The sequence below is a fragment of the Pseudobacillus sp. 179-B 2D1 NHS genome (assembly GCF_045370945.1).
Lineage (GTDB): Bacteria > Bacillota > Bacilli > Bacillales > Domibacillaceae > Pseudobacillus.
On record NZ_JBIQDP010000009.1, the window covers coordinates 26301 to 45008 of the forward strand.

The 18708-nt window shown below is 41.8% G+C and carries 15 protein-coding genes; 8 read left to right on the plus strand and 7 right to left on the minus strand.

Annotation, left to right across the window (positions count from 1 at the left end; genetic code table 11):
* The first annotated feature begins 57 nt into the window (after positions 1–57).
* The gene (gene tatC, locus ACH0BF_RS10850) at positions 58–801 is read left to right on the plus strand and encodes a twin-arginine translocase subunit TatC (RefSeq protein ID WP_120036280.1); all 744 of its coding nucleotides are present in this window, start codon (positions 58–60) and stop codon (positions 799–801) included.
* 85 nt (positions 802–886) lie between these two features.
* Entirely contained in the window at positions 887–1774 is an 888-nt protein-coding gene (gene uvsE / locus ACH0BF_RS10855) for a UV DNA damage repair endonuclease UvsE (RefSeq protein ID WP_406909380.1), read from the plus strand.
* A gap of 58 nt (positions 1775–1832) precedes the next feature.
* Here the strand turns inward: uvsE and ACH0BF_RS10860 are convergent, their stop codons facing one another.
* Positions 1833–3494 (minus strand): glutamine--tRNA ligase/YqeY domain fusion protein, encoded by a 1662-nt coding sequence (locus tag ACH0BF_RS10860; RefSeq protein ID WP_340856274.1) that lies wholly within the window; start codon positions 3492–3494, stop codon positions 1833–1835.
* 137 nt (positions 3495–3631) lie between these two features.
* On the opposite strand from ACH0BF_RS10860, the gene recQ reads away from it, so the two are divergent.
* Both recQ and ACH0BF_RS10870 read left to right on the plus strand, forming a co-directional pair.
* A complete protein-coding gene (gene recQ / locus ACH0BF_RS10865; RefSeq protein ID WP_340856272.1) occupies positions 3632–5776 on the plus strand; it encodes a DNA helicase RecQ in 2145 nt (714 codons plus the stop codon).
* Positions 5777–5973: 197 nt separating this feature from the next.
* Positions 5974–6348, plus strand: coding sequence for a DUF2512 family protein (locus ACH0BF_RS10870; RefSeq protein WP_120036283.1), 375 nt, complete (start codon positions 5974–5976; stop codon positions 6346–6348).
* 366 nt (positions 6349–6714) lie between these two features.
* Here the strand turns inward: ACH0BF_RS10870 and ACH0BF_RS10875 are convergent, their stop codons facing one another.
* Positions 6715–7077: a DUF948 domain-containing protein gene (locus ACH0BF_RS10875; protein ID WP_340856271.1), complete on the minus strand. Its 363-nt coding sequence runs from the start codon at positions 7075–7077 to the stop codon at positions 6715–6717.
* A gap of 286 nt (positions 7078–7363) precedes the next feature.
* Between ACH0BF_RS10875 and ACH0BF_RS10880 the strand changes: the two genes are divergently transcribed.
* Complete coding sequence (locus ACH0BF_RS10880) at positions 7364–7960, plus strand: DNA-3-methyladenine glycosylase (RefSeq protein ID WP_340856270.1); 597 nt, start codon at positions 7364–7366, stop codon at positions 7958–7960.
* A 335-nt stretch (positions 7961–8295) separates the two neighbouring features.
* Here ACH0BF_RS10880 and ACH0BF_RS10885 read toward each other — a convergent pair whose 3' ends face one another.
* The gene (locus ACH0BF_RS10885; protein WP_340856269.1) at positions 8296–8508 is read right to left on the minus strand and encodes a hypothetical protein; all 213 of its coding nucleotides are present in this window, start codon (positions 8506–8508) and stop codon (positions 8296–8298) included.
* A 139-nt stretch (positions 8509–8647) separates the two neighbouring features.
* Here ACH0BF_RS10885 and ACH0BF_RS10890 point away from each other — a divergent pair, with 139 nt between their 5' ends.
* Positions 8648–9214, plus strand: a complete 567-nt coding sequence (locus ACH0BF_RS10890) for a general stress protein (RefSeq protein WP_120036287.1) — start codon at positions 8648–8650, stop codon at positions 9212–9214.
* A gap of 24 nt (positions 9215–9238) precedes the next feature.
* Here ACH0BF_RS10890 and ACH0BF_RS10895 read toward each other — a convergent pair whose 3' ends face one another.
* Positions 9239–11230, minus strand: coding sequence for an alkaline phosphatase family protein (locus ACH0BF_RS10895; protein WP_340856268.1), 1992 nt, complete (start codon positions 11228–11230; stop codon positions 9239–9241).
* 161 nt (positions 11231–11391) lie between these two features.
* Here ACH0BF_RS10895 and ACH0BF_RS10900 point away from each other — a divergent pair, with 161 nt between their 5' ends.
* Complete coding sequence (locus ACH0BF_RS10900) at positions 11392–12561, plus strand: DEAD/DEAH box helicase (protein WP_340856266.1); 1170 nt, start codon at positions 11392–11394, stop codon at positions 12559–12561.
* A 139-nt stretch (positions 12562–12700) separates the two neighbouring features.
* Here ACH0BF_RS10900 and ACH0BF_RS10905 read toward each other — a convergent pair whose 3' ends face one another.
* From ACH0BF_RS10905 to ACH0BF_RS10915, 3 genes are all read right to left on the minus strand, one after another.
* Positions 12701–14638, minus strand: a complete 1938-nt coding sequence (locus ACH0BF_RS10905) for a SpoIIE family protein phosphatase (protein ID WP_340856265.1) — start codon at positions 14636–14638, stop codon at positions 12701–12703.
* A gap of 28 nt (positions 14639–14666) precedes the next feature.
* Complete coding sequence (locus ACH0BF_RS10910; RefSeq protein ID WP_340856263.1) at positions 14667–15332, minus strand: Dph6-related ATP pyrophosphatase; 666 nt, start codon at positions 15330–15332, stop codon at positions 14667–14669.
* Positions 15333–15486: 154 nt separating this feature from the next.
* Complete coding sequence (locus ACH0BF_RS10915; RefSeq protein WP_340856261.1) at positions 15487–17043, minus strand: ABC-F family ATP-binding cassette domain-containing protein; 1557 nt, start codon at positions 17041–17043, stop codon at positions 15487–15489.
* Positions 17044–17354: 311 nt separating this feature from the next.
* Here ACH0BF_RS10915 and ACH0BF_RS10920 point away from each other — a divergent pair, with 311 nt between their 5' ends.
* The gene (locus ACH0BF_RS10920) at positions 17355–18671 is read left to right on the plus strand and encodes a hemolysin family protein (protein WP_120038118.1); all 1317 of its coding nucleotides are present in this window, start codon (positions 17355–17357) and stop codon (positions 18669–18671) included.
* Positions 18672–18708: the final 37 nt, after the last annotated feature.

Sequence of the window (18708 nt, forward strand, 5' to 3'; positions counted from 1 at the left end):
TCATTTGGGAGCCTTTTGAAACAGCTTTTTCATTATGGATCAGGAGGAAGAGAGACGATGCAAGATCTTGACATGAAGGCAGTGGAACACCTTGAAGAATTAAGAAAAAGGATTATTATCACTCTAGCTGTTTTTCTCTTGTTTTTAGCTGGATCATTTATGTTTGTTCAAGATATCTATCATTATTTAGTAAAAGACTTGCCGTTTAAGTTGGCTTTGCTTGGCCCGGGAGACATTATTGTTGTCTATTTGATGATTGCCGCTGTAGTGGCAGGAGCGGCGACTATTCCTGTAGCCGCTCATCAGTTATGGCTTTTCATTAAGCCCGCTTTAACACAATCAGAAAGAAAGGTTGCACTTGCTTACATTCCAGCGCTGTTTCTGCTGTTTTTAGCAGGTCTGTCATTCGGTTACTTTGTGCTGTTTCCAATTATCTTATCCTTCCTTATGTCGCTGTCGGGAGAAATGTTTCAGACCTTTTTCACGACCGAGAAGTATTTTAAGTTTTTGCTGCATATGACCCTTCCATTTGGTATATTGTTTGAAATGCCGGTCGTTATGATGTTTTTAACGAGTTTAGGGTTAATTAATCCGTATAAGCTTCGCGCTTTCAGGAAATACTCTTATTTTTTACTGATTGTTGTATCGGTATTTGTGACTCCTCCTGATTTTATATCGGATATTTTAGTTATTATACCGCTCATTTTGCTTTATGAAGTGAGTGTCAGCCTTGCCAAGGTAGTGTATAAGAGAAAAGCAGCAAAACAGGCAGAAGAAGCCGAGCTGAAAGCACTCAGTTAATAGACAATAAGAACGTATATAATAATGAACGAAAGGGAATAGGAAAAGAAGCAATCAAAATCCATGGGGAAAAAGAGGCGGATAAATGAAACTTGGATATGCGTGCATTAACACCGTTCTGCCTTCAAAATTCAAAACATGCCGGCTAAAGACAGTAGAGATAGAAGGCATGAAAAAAGTGAAGGCGCTCACGATTCATAATTTGTCGGAAGTACTCAATGTATTGCATTGGAACATTGAAAACGGCATTTTCTTTTTTCGGTTGAGCAGCGAACTCATTCCTTTTGCAAGCCATCCGATTGTCACGTGGGAGTGGGAAAAAGACGAGGATGTTATGGCTCTAACGAATGAAATAAAAAAGCTAAGAGAGCAGCATGATTTAAGACTTTCAATGCATCCTGGACAATATACGGTTTTAAATTCCCCTAAAGAGCAGGTAGTCGTTCATTCTATTTCCGAATTGGTGTACCATCAGAAAGTACTTGATTTAATCGACGGGGAAGACATGATTCTCCATGCAGGCGGGGCTTATGGAGATAAAGCGAAGGCAAAAGTGAGGTTTGCAAAAAACTATGCCCAACTCCCTGAAGAAATAAAAGCAGTTTTGCGAATTGAGAATGATGATAAGACATATACGGCAACGGATGTCCTTGAGCTGCATGAACGAACAGGAGCACCAGTTTGTTTTGATATCCATCATCATCGCTGCAATCATGAAGAAAAAGCAGATACGGAAGCTATTTTAACGAGGGTATTCCAATCGTGGCCTGCTGGCAAAATACATAAAATGCACATTAGCTCCGGGAGAAACACTGCTGTCGATCCAGCACACCATGATTATATTCTTAAAGAAGATTTTGAAGACTTCTTGCAGAAGCTCTGCGGAAGAGATGTCGATATTATGTGTGAAGCGAAAATGAAGGAACAGGCAGTGCTGCGGTTGCAACAGCTATATCCAGAGATGGGCCTGTAAGTAGAAAAAAGCGACCCGGCAGTCCTTGAATGGACTGCCGGGTCGCTTTTTTAGTTTATTACTTTAGTTTGAACGAGCTTTTTAAAGAAACGATCCGGTTGAATACGATTTTTTCTTTTGTTGTATGTTTTGGATCGACATTGAAATAACCATGCCGGAAGAACTGGAATTTATCATGCGGTTTTACATCTTCCATATTTGGCTCGATAAAACCTTGCACAACTTCTAAGGAGTTTTTGTTCACATAATCAAGGAATGTCTTTTCCTCTGCTTCATCCGCTTCTTCATCCGCGTCGGAAATGAGCGGTTCATACAGCCTGAACTCTGCCGGCAAAGCGTGCTTGGCATCAACCCAGTGAATCGTTCCTTTTACTTTGCGGCCTGTAAAGCCGGAGCCGCTTTTTGTTTCGGGATCGTACGTGCAGCGAAGCTCAATTACTTCTCCATTCTCATCCTTAATGACCTCTTCACATTTAATGAAATAGGCATGTTTCAGACGAACTTCATTGCCTGGGAACAAGCGGAAGTATTTCTTTGGAGGATTCTCCATAAAGTCTTCCTGCTCAACATAAATCTCTCTAGAAAATGGAATTTTCCGCACGCCCATCTCCGGATTTTCTGGATTAATTTCAGCATCCAGCCACTCAACTTGATCTTCCGGATAATTGGTGATGACCACTTTCAGCGGCTTTAATATTCCCATCGTACGCGGCACCGTCAACTTTAAGTCTTCTCTGACAAAATGTTCAAGCATCGCCTCATCCACCACGCCAGAACCTTTGGATACGCCGGTTTCTTTGACGAATTCGCGAATGGCTGTCGGAGTGTACCCTTTTCGGCGCAAGCCTGAAATAGTCGGAAGGCGAGGGTCGTCCCAACCGTCGACAATTCCTTCATCAACAAGCTGTTTTAATTTCCGTTTACTCATAACGGTGTTGGAAAGATTTAAACGACCGAATTCAATTTGCTGTGGTTGGTGCGACATTTCGCATTCTTCCACAACCCAGTTGTAGAGCGGACGCTGGTCCTCAAATTCTGATGTGCAAAGAGAGTGAGTGACCCCTTCAATGGCATCTTCAAGCGGATGAGCAAAGGCATACATTGGATAGATGCACCATTTGTCACCCGTATTATGATGGGACGCGTGAGATACACGGTATAAGACGGGATCACGCAAGTTAATGTTTGGTGAAGACATATCAATTTTCGCGCGTAGCACTTTTTCTCCGTTGCCGAATTCTCCTTTGCGCATGCGTTCGAATAAATCTAAATTTTCTTCAATGGTGCGGTTGCGATACGGGCTCTCTTTTCCCGGTTCAGTAAGGGTGCCACGGTATTCACGGATTTGATCAGCTGTTAAATCATCTACGTACGCTTTGCCTTTTTTAATCAGCAGGATAGCCCGATCATACATTTCTTCAAAATAGTCGGAGGCGAAGCGAAGTTCTTCCCATTCATATCCGAGCCACTTAACATCCTCTTTGATGGCATCTACATATTCCTGATCTTCTTTCAAGGGATTTGTATCATCAAAGCGCAAGTTTGTTTTTCCGTTAAAATCATCTGCGAGTCCAAAGTTAATAACGATGGATTTGGCATGACCGATATGAAGGTAACCATTTGGCTCAGGTGGAAAACGGGTAACGACGTGGTCACGTTTTCCTGATTCCAAGTCTTCTTTTATAATCGTTTTGATAAAGTTTGATGAATTGTGTTCCAAATTGCTACCAGCCTTTCTGTTTTTCCTATAGTTATTTCTCATTATAGTGAAATCAACCGCATAAATCCATAATGAAAAGCGGAGGGAGACCCAGATAACATGTTATAATTGGGAAAAAGAACGAAGGAAGTGTAAGGATGCTCCAACAAGCGCGGCAATTATTACAATCATATTTTGGCTACTCGGCTTTTCGCAGCGGACAGGAGCAGGCAATTAGCCAGGTGCTTGAGGGAAAGAATACAATCTGTGTCATGCCGACCGGCGGCGGAAAATCAATTTGCTATCAAATTCCGGCTCTTGTTCTTCCGGGAATGACCGTTGTTGTTTCGCCATTGATTTCTTTGATGAAAGACCAGGTAGATACATTGCTTGAAGCAGGAGTTTCTGCTGCCTATATTAACAGCTCACTTAGTGCAGCTGAAGTGCGGGATACAATGGCAGCAGCAAGACAGGGAGAGTACAAGCTTCTTTACATTGCGCCTGAACGGCTGGAGTCTTACTCATTTATAGAAGATTTAAAAGAGATCCCTATCCCGCTTGTAGCGGTGGATGAGGCTCACTGTATCTCGCAGTGGGGACATGACTTCCGGCCAAGCTACCGGCAGATTCAGCGCCTTGCAGAAATGCTTCCGCAACATCCAGTCGTGCTGGCATTAACAGCTACAGCTACCCCGAGAGTGCGGGAAGATATTTGCCGGCTCTTGAATATTGATGAGACTCATACTGTAATTACAGGGTTCGAAAGAGAGAATTTATCCTTTTCTGTTATTCAGGGGCAGGATCGATTTGCCTTTATAAAAGATTATCTTACGAAAAATGAAAAAGAATCTGGGATTATTTATGCAGCTACGAGAAAAGCGGTTGATCAGCTTTACGAGAAACTCAGCAAAAGCAGCATTTCAGTAGCCCGCTATCATGCGGGAATGAGCGACGAGGAAAGAATAAGCGAGCAAGATCGGTTTTTAACCGATCAAGCGGCAGTGATGATAGCAACCAACGCTTTTGGGATGGGGATTGATAAATCCAACATTCGCTATGTCATCCATTATCAGCTTCCAAAGAACATGGAAAGCTATTATCAGGAAGCAGGGCGTGCTGGAAGGGACGGCCTTGATAGTGAATGCTTTCTCCTATATTCACCGCAAGATGTGCAAACACAGCGCTTTTTAATTGACCAGTCTCTTGAAAGAGAACGCATTCCCAGGGAGCTGGAAAAACTGCAGCTAATGATTGATTACTGTCACACAGAGAGCTGCTTGCAGAGTTATATTGTTAAATACTTTGGCGATGAGGCGTCAGAGCCATGCGGCCGCTGCGGCAACTGTACCGATTCACGCGTGGCAGTTGATGTAACGAAGGAAGTACAAATGGTGCTTTCATGCGTGATTCGGATGGGCCAGCGTTACGGCAAATCCATTACTGCCCAAGTCTTGACAGGATCTAAAAATAAAAAGATTATGGAGTTCGGCTTTCATACTCTCTCAACATATGGAATTATGAAAGATAAAAGTGCCAAAGATGTTACCAATTTTATTGAGTTCTTGATTTCACAAGAGCTGCTCGGTGTAGAACATGGCACATACCCCACCATTTTTGTTACGGAAAAAGGCAGAGAAGTCCTGCTAGGCGATCGCCAAGTTGAAAGGAAGGAAGCCGTGCAAACAAAGCAAATTGCCGCAGATGATCCGCTGTTTGAAGAGCTGCGCAGCTTAAGAAAAAGTCTTGCTGATGAAGCCGGCGTCCCACCGTTTGTTATTTTTTCAGACCGGTCGCTCAAGGACATGTGTCTAAAGCTGCCGCAGACGGAGGAGGAATTCCTCACGGTCAGCGGTGTAGGGGGCAATAAGCTTGAGAAATACGGACAGTTGTTCTTAGTGGCTATCTCCGGCTTTTGTGAGAAACATCCCGAACGGAAAAAAGATAGTGCGTCCGAATTAGCCCCGGCATCTCCAAAGAAAAAAGTAACCGGCCAATCTCATCTGGATACGTATGAATGGCATCGTCAGCAACTAACCGTTGAGGAGATTGCCGAGAAGAGACAGCTCGCTATCAGCACAATCGAAAATCATTTACTACAGTGTGCGGAGGAAGGAATGGAAGTCGAGCTATCGCTGATCGTGCCTGAAGAACACTGGCCGCTTTTGCAAAAAGCTGTACAGGAGGCGGGACCGGAGCGCTTAAAACCAATTAAGGAGCTTGTGCCAGAAAAGATAACATACGGTATGATTAAAGCATTTTTAACTGTTGGAATGCCGGAAAAGACAGGAGCAGCGGAAGAATAAATAAAGGAAATGAAACTGATATGGACGGGTAGTGTATATACTTGTTCCTATCGGTTTTTTTGTTTATGCGAAGACATCCATTATGCTAGAAAAGTAAGATTAATTTCACAAAAAAATATAGGAACAGGAATAATTATGATCAATCGGGGAAATGTGTAATTGTAACCGGTAATCCAACCGAGAAAGGAGGCGGGAAAATGACTAAGCATTTAACTGCGCTGCTTATGAAGTTTGTTGCTTTAACAGCTATCCTATACATTGCTCTGGGAGTTATCATGGATACTCCGATAACAGATATACTTATTATGGGATTAGTATTAACGGTCGTCTCGTATATCCTTGGGGATCTAATGATCTTACCGGCGGCGGGAAACTCAATAGCTGTTTTTAGCGATATTGTTCTTGCCGCTGTACTTTTATGGATAATGGGCAATGCAATGGATAACAGTGCTGGTGCATTTGTGAATGCTCTTGCCGTTGCATTCTTTTTAGGAATCGGTGAGTGGTTCTTCCATAATTACATGCAGGAGAAAGTATTAGAAACGCGACTGAAAGATCCGGAGCATACGTGAGAAGTGGGGCAGTCTGTCTAGATTCTAAGCAGGCTGCCTTTTTATTGATAAAGCAGTTGACATAAGTTGAAAAAGATGTTATCATTTGTGATTCAGTGATAAAGTAACTTATGACGTTTTATATAAATAATATTGGCGTTCTGCTATGTTTTAGAAGTAACACTTATTCAAACTGGCGCGGCCTCGGAGCCGCAAGGACTTAAGAGAAGGCAGGGCTTAGGTCGTTTAGGTTTACCATAGACGACGATGTAGAATATAACCGCGGCGGTTCATCTCATGAAAAAGCTTTTTCAGTCGAAGCGTTGTGAGTTACGAATAAATAAAAACCAATCTGACTCTAGTCAGATTGGTTTTTTTATATGGTCATTAAATAGTTTCTGCCTGTTTTTTTCGCTTAGGAATCGGCAGCTTCAACTTTACGTTTTCGTTCATAATATTTAACGCTCTTCCAAGTTGCTTAAGGGATTCCGGTGTTTTTTTTGCTTCATCTACTGTGAATAACACCGCTTCCTTTTTTTCTTCGATATCTTGTTTGATATGTTCTTGTGTGGCTTTCAGCTTTTCTGTTTCTGACTGAATGGTCTCTTGTTTTACTTTTAGCCGCTCCGATACCGCCTCCAAATGATCGATCTTCGGTTTCATTGATTTATAAGTGCTGAATCCGGAAATACCTAGGTAAATCAATGCTCCGATAACGATAGCCAGGCTAATCCACCCGATAATCGCCATATATGTCCCTCCTTATGAACTCATTATGTATTATAGACTCTACCCTTTATTGTAAACGATCTAACGAAAAAATATCGGGAAAACGTTTGAATTATTTATTTTATGGCCGTGTTCGTTTATTTTTAAATAAAAAGCAGAACCTATTTAAAAGAGAAAACAAGAAAGAACGGAGGAAAGGTTAGGTTTAATATGCTCGGAGTATTTATAGGCGACAGTCTAAAGAGTTGTTTTTTTGCTATAAAGTGAGGGAAAAGCTGAATAAATAAACAGAAAAGGGAGAGTTAGCATGGAGCAAAGAGCAGAGTTTACGCCGTTCGATAAATCGTTCTTTCAGCAGCCGACATTGCAACTAGCCGAGGCGCTTTTGGGCTGTTTGTTAGTGAAAGAGACGCAGGAAGGAACAGCAGCTGGGTTCATTGTAGAAACAGAGGCCTATAAAGGACCGATGGACCGGGCGGCACACAGCTTCAATAACCGGCGGACGAAACGAACAGAAATTATGTTTCATGAGGCTGGTCATGTCTATACGTACGTAATGCACACTCATTGTCTTGTGAATGTTGTATCTGCAGAAAAAGACATACCAGAAGCGGTACTAATCCGAGCAGTGGAACCTTACGAGGGGATTGATTTAATGATCGAGAGAAGGGGAGGAACCTCTCTGAAAAACCTGACAAGCGGGCCGGGAAAATTAACCAAAGCATTAAACATTACAATGGAAGATTACGGCCGCCGCTTTGACGAACCACCTCTCTACATTGGAAAAGGATTTACACCTAAAGAAATTTCAACGGGACCGCGCATTGGTATTGATAATTCGGGAGAGGCGAAAGAATACCCGTGGCGATTCTGGGTGACAGGCAATGCATTTGTATCAAGGTAGAAGGCAGAGTCCTTCTATCTTGATACGCCTGCGAAAATCGATTCTCTGACTGGACAAAAGTCTAAAAGCACGCTGGTAAAAGGTCTTCGTTATTTCAGAATTAAGCCTCCGTTTGCCGCTGTTAATCTTGCGGTATAGAGCCATTCATTGCCGTGCAGGAAAAAGTATTCAACGCATATTTTAATAACCGACCCATTGATTCTCGAAATGAGCATAATTGCTGTTAAAGTAAGCAGAACGCTTGAGTTGCTCATAGGAGGAAATTCTTTTTCTTGCCCATATTTTAGTAGCTCTTCCCCTAGGAAAAAGGAAAATCCGCCGGAAAGCCGGCGGATTTATCCAGGGAATTTTTCTTCGCTTGATGAATTATCTTTTGTATCGTGTTTATTCTTTTCTTCTTCTTGTTCCATTCTTAAATCCTCTAAAGGAATAGAATCTACAGTTTGTTCATTTTTAAATTTATCATATATGCTTTCCTTGTCGGTTTTCATTTGATCGGGATTATCCATCTTGCTTTTGCTAAATTCTTTTTTGTTTTCTTCAGCCATCAGGCCACCTCCAGTGTAATTTAATACATTATTACCCGTTGTTAAAGAGGGATTAAACATTTAAATAATTTGTTTAGGTTTTAGTGAACGGGGAAAACAGGAGGTGAACAAGGAAAAAAAACAAAGGAGTGAATGTTATATGTTAAACCATAACAATGAAAAGCGAATTGTTGGTGTTTATGATGATCACACTGAAGCTATTGAAGCTATTGAAGATTTGAAACGCCAAGGCTATAATTCAGAAGAAATTTCCGTCATCAGTAAAGAACGCGATGATGTCGAATATGTGGAAGAAACCACGGATACGAAAGCAGAAGAGGGAGCAGCTACAGGAGCAGCTACAGGAGGCATTCTTGGTGGATTGGCCGGCGTAGCAGCCGGAGCTGGAGCGCTGGCTATACCTGGTATTGGTCCAATCGTGGCAGCCGGTCCGATTGTAGCTGGTTTGACTGGTGCAGCGGCCGGAGCCGGAGCTGGCGGTTTAACGGGCGCATTGATCGGCCTCGGCATTCCTGAAGAGGATGCCGATCGCTACAATGAATATGTCAAACAAGGAAAAATGCTCGTACTGGTAGATCGTGATGCTGGCATAGCTAACACAGGCACCCATGATCTTGGAACAGCCACAGACAGAACGGTTATCAGAGGAGATCATGATCTTCACGACATGAATTCAGATAGTCGTTTGGATAACAGAGGGCTATAATTAATTAACAAAAGGACAGGCCGATTAATCGGCCTGTCCTTTTGTTAATTGTTTGATTGGTTTGCCATCTACAAAAGAAGGGATTGGAAGCCCCATTAGTTGATAAACCGTGGGAGCAATATCAATGGTAGATATGTGCTTTTTTATTTTGTCATGAGAGATGTCCTTGCCATAGGCATAGAAGACAGGGGCAAGCTCTGGTCTTTTTGGATCTCCCCCGTGGCTGCCAAGTTCCTCAGTCGGCTCCATGGCTTTTTTAGCGTCTTTGCCCATCAAATAACCTGAAGCAGCGGTTAACATCACATCTCCGGCATTTGGATGATCAGAGCTATCCCCCTCTTTTCGATCTAATTTATCGATTTTTTCATAGGGATTTTCTTTTTTATCCCGCAGAATGTCAAAGAAGCTAACAACCGTATCCTTTGTTTCTGTCCACTCATGATCACTGTCACGCCACTCTTTAAAATGAAGCTTGAGTAATTCTTTTCGTGAGGCGAGTTTCCTTTTGTCCTTAATGGTTTTAAAGGCTTGAACAATTTCATCCTGAACTTGTTTATATTCGCTTGGATCGACAATTCCGCCTTTTTCTCTTCCCTTTAAATTAATATACACATGAGCGATCGTTCCGCTGGCGACAGCGTAGGCTTTTGATCTCGTAAGATCGATTCTTCCTTTTTCATCAAATTGTAAAAGCCCGGCTTGTTTCAACTCATAATTAGGTGATAACCGTGAATGGATAGGCTCCATTCCGTGATCCGAGACGATAAATAAACGATCCTGATTCGTCATGGAATCCATCGTTTTTCCAATAACCCGGTCTGCCTGTTTATATGTTCGCTGTATATAAGATTCGTATTTGTTTACTCTTCTTTTGTTATAGCCAGGCTGCTGGGGGTCAGTTAATAAGAATGCATGTTCTTCCAAGTCGATATGAGGTTCGTAAAACATTAATAAATCAGGCTTGTACTCTTTTTTGATAAATAAAGAGGTTTCCAGCATCCAATTCGAAAAGTTTTCATTGATTTCTTCATATTCATTTCGAGAAATCCATCCTTTTTTATAGGAAGGGAGGTCGTCTTGATCAGGGAAGAAACCGAATCGCTTTATAATTTCCTCTTTAAATCCGTCAGGCCCTTTAATTAACCCGGTAGTCACTGCTGTCCGGTAAAGCTTAACGGAGTCCAATGTGGTTCCGCTGTTTTTTATCTTGAATAAGAAGCCAGCTGTATCTGTCTCTTTAATTTGCAGAGGCATCCGTCCCCATTTATTCGGAGCAGCAGAAATAGCATTTCTATCAAAAGAAAGACTGTCAGATAAATAGAAGCGATCGTAATCTTTTTTGTTATTATCTGAAGAATCGATGGCTAAAATATGTAAAAGGACGTCTTTCTTCCCCTTTAACTTAATATTGATGCGCGCTTCTTGAGGAGCGGAGAAGCTTTTAGGCCTATTTTTTAAATGTTTCCAGGGTTTAAAGTGAAGAGTAACATAATCACTTTCAGCAAGCACATTGCCGTAATAGATAGAATAGTCGGCTTCATTTTTTTGCGCTGGATTAGAACCAGGAAAACCGACAGCCGCGGTAACTTTTCCGTGCTTTCTTGCTTCTTCCCATAGAGGAGGTACCTTAATGGTGGCGCTGAAAGCGTCCTGTTCATTAGTCAGCTTATGGCCGGGATAATGAAATGAATTGCTGACGAAGCCTGTTTTTTCTGGCTTGGCACCGGTAGCAATAGAGGCATGGGAAGCAGCTGTCAAAGACGGAAAAATAGTTATAACGTCCTCAGCATAGGAGCCTTCTTTTCTAAGTTTTTTTAAATGAGGCATGCTGCCGTCTTCTATATATTTCTCTGCAAAATCTTGTCGCATCCCATCAAAGGAGACAATCATCATCGTTCCTTTTTCAGCGGCTGCGACAGTCAAAGGAGAGAGAATAGAAGCAAGAAGGAGGGAGGCTGCAGTCATTTTTCTAAGAAAGCGGCCGTAGTTGATTGTAAATATTCGTTTGTTATTCATTGGTTCTCTCCTTTAGCTGATAATCTAAAAAACTGCCTAAACATTTATTCCACTTTTTTTTAGGTTTAAAACATTTTGAACGGGGATTGCACAAACGAGAAAAGTTTTTCATAATGAAAGAACAATAACACCGGCAGGACGGTAAAGAAGAGGGAGTTTATATGACAACAACATTTTCTGTTTTAAATACAATGAAGCCATTTTTACAAGAAGCTTGGGAGAAAGCGGGTTTTCAGTCGCCCACGCCAATTCAAGAAAAAGCAGTGCCTGCCCTTCTTGAAGGACGAGATCTAATCGCTGAATCGCCGACAGGAACAGGAAAGACGTTAGCTTACTTGCTGCCCTTACTTGAACAAGTAGACCCCGGTAAAAAAGCTGTACAAGCTGTTGTTCTTGCTTCCTCTAGAGAGCTTGTTATGCAAATTTCTGATGAAATCCGCCAGTGGGGAGGAGGCATAACAAGCGCTGCTTTTATTGGAGGAGCGAACATAAAACGCCAGCTAGAAAAACTAAAAAAACAGCCGCAAGTTGTTGCCGGCACGCCGGGGCGGATTCATGAGCTGATCCAAATGAAAAAATTAAAAATGCATGAAGTGAGGCTGCTCGTTCTTGATGAAGGGGATCAGTTGCTTGTCCCAGAACATATGAAAGGTTTGGAAGCGATTATTAAGTCAACAATGAAGGAACGGCAGCTTGCTTTGTTTTCAGCTACTATGCCCGAAAAAACAGCTGCAATTGCAAGAGGATGGATGAAAGAACCAATCATGTTAACGGTTGGAAAGGAAGAGTTGCCGGAATCTCAGGTAGACCATTTTTATTTTGTGTGCGATCGGCGGGAGAAGAATGTGATGGTCGAGCGGATTATTCGCGGTTTTGAGCCGGAACGGGTGCTTGCTTTTATAAAGGATATCGGTGAGGTGAATGTGTTTTCGGAAAAGCTAGCTTATAAAGGGTTCGCTAATGGCATTCTTCATAGCGAATTAGGCAAGCAAGAACGAGCTAACGCGCTAAAAAGATTTCGTGAAGGAAAACTGACTCTGCTGTTTGCAACGGATGTAGCCGCTCGGGGCTTAGACATTAAAGGGTTAAGCCACGTATTGCAATTTGATTTGCCAAAGGACACTATTCAATATACACATAGAGCGGGTCGCACTGGACGTTCAGGACAAGTGGGTACCGTTATCACGCTTGTGACTGAAAGGGAAGAGCGCGACTTGAAAAGGATGGCTAAAGAATTAGGCATTCAGCTTGTGAAGAAAGAGTTTTTTAAAGGGAAGCCTGTTGATGCGGAAGAAAAGCAGGTGAATAAAAGCAGAAGGGATGGCAGATAGAGGCCAGCTCTAAGCTGTTATCCAACGCTCGCTTTCTTTGCTGTCCATTTGGTGGACAGCTTTCTGTTAAGATTTACACATTGAAAGACAAGCGTTTTCAATCAGCTTGAGGTTTAGGTTAACTAGGTTTTGTTGGCCTTTAGAGCTTTTTAAATATTAATAACGTCTGATCGTCGGTGATAGGACGCTCTCCTTTGTTTAACGCTTGGAAGAGCTTTAGCGAAAGCTCTTGCGCTGAAAGGGAACGATCCATATGCAACAACAGTCGCTGCAATTCGTTGCTATCATCGGGAGAAGTGGAAGAACGATTCTCCGTTAAACCATCTGTGTAAAGGAGAAGGAGATCCCCTGACTTCATCTGAATGTGTTTCGTTTCATAAGGAGCATTTTCCATTACACCGAGAATCGGGTTATTAGTCGTCAATTCGAGAAATTCTTTCGTATCTTCTCTGAATAATAGGGCAGGTTCATGCCCGGCATTGCTATATGAAAGAATAGATGTACAAATATCGTAATTACCAAAAAACATGGTGACAAATGAAGAATCACTCATGTATTTAACGGCAAAACGGTTTAAGCTCTTCATCACATGATGTGGTTCTTCTCTTAGATGGTTAAACTGTTCCATGGAATAAGTCATCATTGCCATTTCAATAGCGGCAGGCACGCCTTTTCCACATATGTCTGCTACTCCGAATACAAGGTGACTTTCCTGAAATACCGCTTTATAGAAATCCCCGCTTAATTTCCGGTAAGGAACACTGATCCCGCCAAGATCTACTCCGGCAGGAATGTGATTGAATTTTGGCAGGAGGGACTGCTGCACTGTGGCAGCCAATTCCAGTTCGACATCCACAGCCTGTTTTTCCAATTCCAGCTTTTGAAGCTTTCGGGCTTCAGTTAAGTCTGTAAATGTAGTAACAGTCCCGATAATTTCATCCTCATCAAGCAGGGCACGGGTGTCTAAATAAACTGGAAAACCGGTTCCGTCCTTGCGCCAAAAAAAAGATTCCTGTCTGCGACTTTGGCCATCTAAACGGGTCTGCCGTATGGGACATTCTCTCGGGGAGTAAGGAAATCCGTTTTCTTTTTTATAATGAATGAGATAATGAAGCTTTCTGCCCATCACTTCTTGCTCCGTATATTTAAGCATGTGAAGGGCAGATTTGTTAATGAAAATGGTTTGCCCTTCGCTATCAAGTCCGTAGATTCCCTCCCCCACACTATCGAGTAGAAGTTGGTTTCTCTTGCTGAATTCTTCCACCTGCCTAAATGGGTGCTCAATGTTAATTTTAAAGATAATATTAACGAGAAAAAGATACCCTAACACTTTGAATAGATGTCCAACAAAGCTAAGGTAGTCACCCGGAGAGTGATAGAAGGTCATTAGCCACGAAGAAAAAATAAGGGAGTAAGAAGAAAGAATAATTAGCAGGACTTCGATCTTTCTTTCCTTCTTATAAGTGGTGATGGACTTCATTAGAATCAACAAGTGAATGATGATAAACAAATATTCTGTTGCCTTTTTAAACAATGTCGGCCGGCTGTATTGCAAAAGGTCTGGCCAGCTATCGGAATATAAAGTAACAATGATAGAAGTCAATATCGCTAGCAGAAGAGAACAGCTATAAGTTAACCAGCGCATGGAGCGCGATGCGGTTCCTTTGCTAGAAGAGAATGTAATAAAGGTAAGGGCGGCCGACTCAACAAGCCGGCCCATTGCCCAAAACCATAGCGTCAAAGAGACGGAATGGTCTTTTATAAAAGAGGCTGTCCCGTCAAATGTTAAGATGTGCATCAAGTCAAAGAAAGCAACAGTCACAAAGGCACTCGAAAATAGCAGGCGGTTCATTGATAAAGTATGAGTGAATGCTACCCATCCATTGCTTACGATGATGGCTGAGACAGCAATGCTCACAAACTCCAATACTAAATGAATCAATTTAAAATTACTTCTTAAGGGTTCGTACATGGAAGAAAAGAAGCCGGCAAAACTAATCAATGAAAGGAATACAGCAAAGGAAAACACGATATAAAGAAACGCTTTCTTTTCTGTCTGCTGTATACGTTTGGGCATGAACGAACCCCCTTTGTCTATTGATTCATCAAACGAGCGGATGGATGTCTAAACGCTTGCTCCCATCCTGTGAAAAGACTTGTCCGTGAGTGAACAGAACAGGATGTTGAAAGAGGGGGCCGTCACCAACAAACGTATGGTACTCTCCATTTTCGCCAAGTGGGCAAACGGCCTGCCTTTGAATTTCTTCTAAAAAGGTATGATCGAGTTTTTTACCCAGCCAAGATTCATCAAGGGCATCCTCACGTATGCGGATGACCGTTGCCTTGTAACCTGATTGAACAAAGGAGGCTAGAAGGTTGAGGCTGTCTTGCGGGCGACACCAAAGAGGAAAGAGCGCTTCTAATCCGGCCGCTGCAGCGACATTCTCTCCCCATTCCCGGTGCCCATCTAAATAAATATCTCCAAATGCTACGCTATCCAGCTTATAACGATCTTTCAACTTGATCAGATCTTCAATAAAAGTTTCTGTATAATCATTGAATGAACAACGAACGAAATGCACAGGAATAGATAAAGAATGACTTTGCCTTTCGATCATTTCTATTTTTTCCCCATGGGCAAATGTTCGTTCTAATTCTTGAGGAACTGTTGTGAGCAGAGAGAAGACTTCATGTCCGCCAGTCACTAATTTTTCCAAGGACATGCAGCTATCTTTGCCTCCACTCCATGATAAAGCTATTCGTTTCGCCATCTTGGCACGCTCCTATATTACATGGTTTAATCATTCTCTTTTATGGTTTAACCATCCCTATTTTATCGAAAGCTCGTAGCAAATACTGTCGATTTTTGTTGTATTAGCTAAAATGAGTGTTTAGACATGCATCTTTTTGTATAAATAATTGTCCTTAAAAAACTTTTGTTGTCCACGTTTCGCAGTTCCATACTTCTGTCGCCACTTGCTGATAAAATTCAGGTTCATGTGAGATAAGCAGGATACTGCCTTTGTATGCTTGCAGAGCCCTCAACAGTTCAGCTTTAGCGTCTACATCAAGATGGTTGGTCGGCTCATCGAGTACGAGCAGATTTGTTTCTTTGTTGACCAATTTACATAACCGCACTTTTGCTTTCTCTCCACCGCTCAAGACACTCACTTTGCTTTCAATGTGCTTGGTTGTAAGGCCGCATTTGGCTAAGGAAGCACGAACCTCATATTGGGTAAAAGATGGAAACTCACTCCATATCTCTTCAATACACGTGCGGTTATTGTCCGATTTAATCTCCTGTTCAAAATAGCCAATTTGCAGGGATTCACCTCGTTCGACTTTTCCTGACAATGGTTGTATTTCACCGAGTATACTGCGGAGAAGAGTTGTTTTTCCAATGCCATTTGCACCAGTTAAGGCAATTTTTTGTCCTCGTTCCATGCGTAAATTTAATGGTTTGGACAACGGTTCGTTATAGCCAATGACCAAGCTATCTGTTTCAAAGATCATTTTCCCGGATGTTCGGCCTTCTTTAAAGTGAAATTCGGGTTTGGGGCGCTCTTGAGCAAGTTCAATTACGTCCATTTTATCGAGCTTTTTTTGCCTGGACATCGCCATGTTCCTTGTAGACACCCTTGCCTTATTACGGGCAACAAAGTCTTTAAGGTCAGCAATTTCTTGCTGTTGCTTTTTGTAAGCAGCTTCTAATTGCTGTTTTTTCATTTCATATACCTTTATGAAATCGTCATAAGAGCCAGCATAGCGATTTAACTCCTGATTTTCCATATGATAGATCAGATTAATGACACTATTTAAAAAAGGAATGTCATGGGAGATAAGAATGAATGCATTTTCATATTCTTGTAAATAGCGCTTCAGCCATTCAATATGCTGTTCGTCTAAATAGTTTGTCGGCTCATCGAGAAGAAGAATATCCGGTTTTTCAAGAAGCAATTTAGCAAGCAATATCTTCGTCCGCTGTCCGCCACTTAAGTCATGGACATCACGATCGAGCCCGATTTCATCGAGCCCGAGTCCGCGGGCAATTTCTTCAACTTTAGCATCGATCACGTAAAAGTCATTGTTCGTTAACAAATCCTGGATGGTGCCTGTTTCCTCCAGGAGTTTCTCTAACTCTTCAGGGGAGACTTCTCCCATCTTGGCGAATAAGTCATTCATCTCTGTTTCTAAGTCGAATAAATATTGAAAGGCGGTTTTTAAGACATCACGAATCGTCATTCCCTGTTTTAGCACAGCATGCTGATCCAAATAACCAACCCGAACATTTTTAGCCCAGGATATTTTGCCTTCGTCCGGCTGGAGCTGGCCGGTGATAATATTCATGAATGTCGATTTTCCTTCTCCGTTTGCACCGATGAGTCCAATATGCTCGCCTTTAAGAAGGCGAAAGGATACATTATCAAAAATAGCCCGGTCTCCAAAGCCGTGGCTTAAGTGTTCAACTGTCAAAATACTCATGTTAAAACCCTCTCATAGTAAAATAAATTGCTTACATTTATTTTACTATGGGGGCTTTAAAATGGAAACTGCCCCTTGCTTTTATTACAATGAGTAAAGGAACTTTGTTTCTTACGCATAGGTTAGTGGAAATAGTAAAAGAATAAAGAAAATGGAAAAAGCTAATCCTCTGCAAACTTTCATCTTTTTGTTATGGATGATTTTTAATTGGGTAAAGGTAGTTATAAACTTGTACGGGAGGTGACAGAGGAAAGTAAAGAAGGGAATGAGACCTGCCCGCTGCCTGTCATTCTTCACTTTCCTTGCCGTCTTTGATTATTGTGAATTTCTTGCTTATTGCAGTACTAATTGGATTTTCCGGTTTTTTCGTGTCTTCTGAATTTGCTATTGTGAAGGTCAGAATGTCCCGAATCAATCAGCTGATTGCTGAAGGAAATAAAAAGGCAGCTGTTGCTAAAAAGGTTGTTACGAACATGGATGAATACTTATCAGCTTGTCAGCTTGGTATCACAATCACTTCACTTGGATTAGGGTGGCTTGGTGAGCCGACTGTCGAACGTCTGCTGCATCCGCTGTTTGAAAAAATTGACTTAGCTCCATCTGTAGCCGGAGTGCTATCGTTTGTTATTGCGTTTGCTTTTATTACTTTCCTCCATGTTGTTATAGGGGAATTAGCGCCAAAGACTTTAGCCATTCAAAAAGCAGAGTGGTTAACTTTAGCTTTTTCACCTGCACTCGTATTGTTTTATCGAGTAATGTATCCATTTATTTGGATATTGAACACTTCCGCTCGCTCTTTCACCGGCCTGTTTGGCTTGGAGCCAGCATCTGAACATGAAGTGGCCCATTCAGAGGAAGAGCTGCGCATTATTTTGTCGGAAAGCTATAAGAGTGGTGAAATTAATCAATCCGAATATAAATACGTCGATAATATTTTCGAATTTGATGAAAGAATCGCTAAAGAGATCATGGTGCCGCGCACGGAAATGGTAACTTTAAATAAAGATTCAACGTGGGCTGAAATTACAGCCATATTAAAAAGTGAAAAATATACCCGCTATCCAGTAGATGATGGGGATAAAGACAACATTATTGGCATGGTGAATATTAAAGAGATTTTTTCTTATTTCTTAAACAAAGATAATTACGATGAACAGCCACTGGAGTGGTTTGTCAAGCCAGTCATTAGCGTAATTGAAACTATACCTATTCATGATTTATTGCTAAAGATGCAAAAAGAGAGGATCCATATGGCTGTTTTATTGGACGAGTATGGCGGTACGTCAGGCCTTGTAACAGTAGAAGATATTTTAGAAGAGATCGTTGGTGAAATTCGTGATGAGTTTGATTCCGACGAAAAACCAGAAATACAGAAGATTGCAAATGGCCAATTTATGTTAAGTGCGAGGGTGTTGATCACAGAAGTGAACGACCTTTTAGGCATTCATTTGTCAGAAGATGATGTCGATACCTTGGGCGGCTGGTTTTTGACACAGAAAATTGATGTAGCTCTTGGAGATACATTAGAGCAGGAAGGATATCAGTTTATTATCCGTGATGTGGACGGTCATCATATTCATATGATTGAAGCCAGAAAAGTAAAGAAAGAAAAACAAACGCAGCCATAAAAAACCGGCCTCCTTTTGTTAAGGGGGCCGGTTTTAC

Excerpts from the sequence above, each read along its gene's own strand:
- tatC (WP_120036280.1), top strand. The coding sequence starts at position 58 with ATGCAAGATCTTGACATGAAGGCAGTGGAACACCTTGAAGAATTAAGA.
- uvsE (WP_406909380.1), top strand. The coding sequence starts at position 887 with ATGAAACTTGGATATGCGTGCATTAACACCGTTCTGCCTTCAAAATTC.
- recQ (WP_340856272.1), top strand. The coding sequence starts at position 3,632 with ATGCTCCAACAAGCGCGGCAATTATTACAATCATATTTTGGCTACTCG.
- ACH0BF_RS10870 (WP_120036283.1), top strand. The coding sequence starts at position 5,974 with ATGACTAAGCATTTAACTGCGCTGCTTATGAAGTTTGTTGCTTTAACA.
- ACH0BF_RS10875 (WP_340856271.1), bottom strand. The coding sequence starts at position 7,077 with ATGGCGATTATCGGGTGGATTAGCCTGGCTATCGTTATCGGAGCATTG.
- ACH0BF_RS10880 (WP_340856270.1), top strand. The coding sequence starts at position 7,364 with ATGGAGCAAAGAGCAGAGTTTACGCCGTTCGATAAATCGTTCTTTCAG.
- ACH0BF_RS10885 (WP_340856269.1), bottom strand. The coding sequence starts at position 8,508 with ATGGCTGAAGAAAACAAAAAAGAATTTAGCAAAAGCAAGATGGATAAT.
- ACH0BF_RS10890 (WP_120036287.1), top strand. The coding sequence starts at position 8,648 with ATGTTAAACCATAACAATGAAAAGCGAATTGTTGGTGTTTATGATGAT.
- ACH0BF_RS10895 (WP_340856268.1), bottom strand. The coding sequence starts at position 11,230 with ATGAATAACAAACGAATATTTACAATCAACTACGGCCGCTTTCTTAGA.
- ACH0BF_RS10900 (WP_340856266.1), top strand. The coding sequence starts at position 11,392 with ATGACAACAACATTTTCTGTTTTAAATACAATGAAGCCATTTTTACAA.
- ACH0BF_RS10905 (WP_340856265.1), bottom strand. The coding sequence starts at position 14,638 with ATGCCCAAACGTATACAGCAGACAGAAAAGAAAGCGTTTCTTTATATC.
- ACH0BF_RS10910 (WP_340856263.1), bottom strand. The coding sequence starts at position 15,332 with ATGGCGAAACGAATAGCTTTATCATGGAGTGGAGGCAAAGATAGCTGC.
- ACH0BF_RS10915 (WP_340856261.1), bottom strand. The coding sequence starts at position 17,043 with ATGAGTATTTTGACAGTTGAACACTTAAGCCACGGCTTTGGAGACCGG.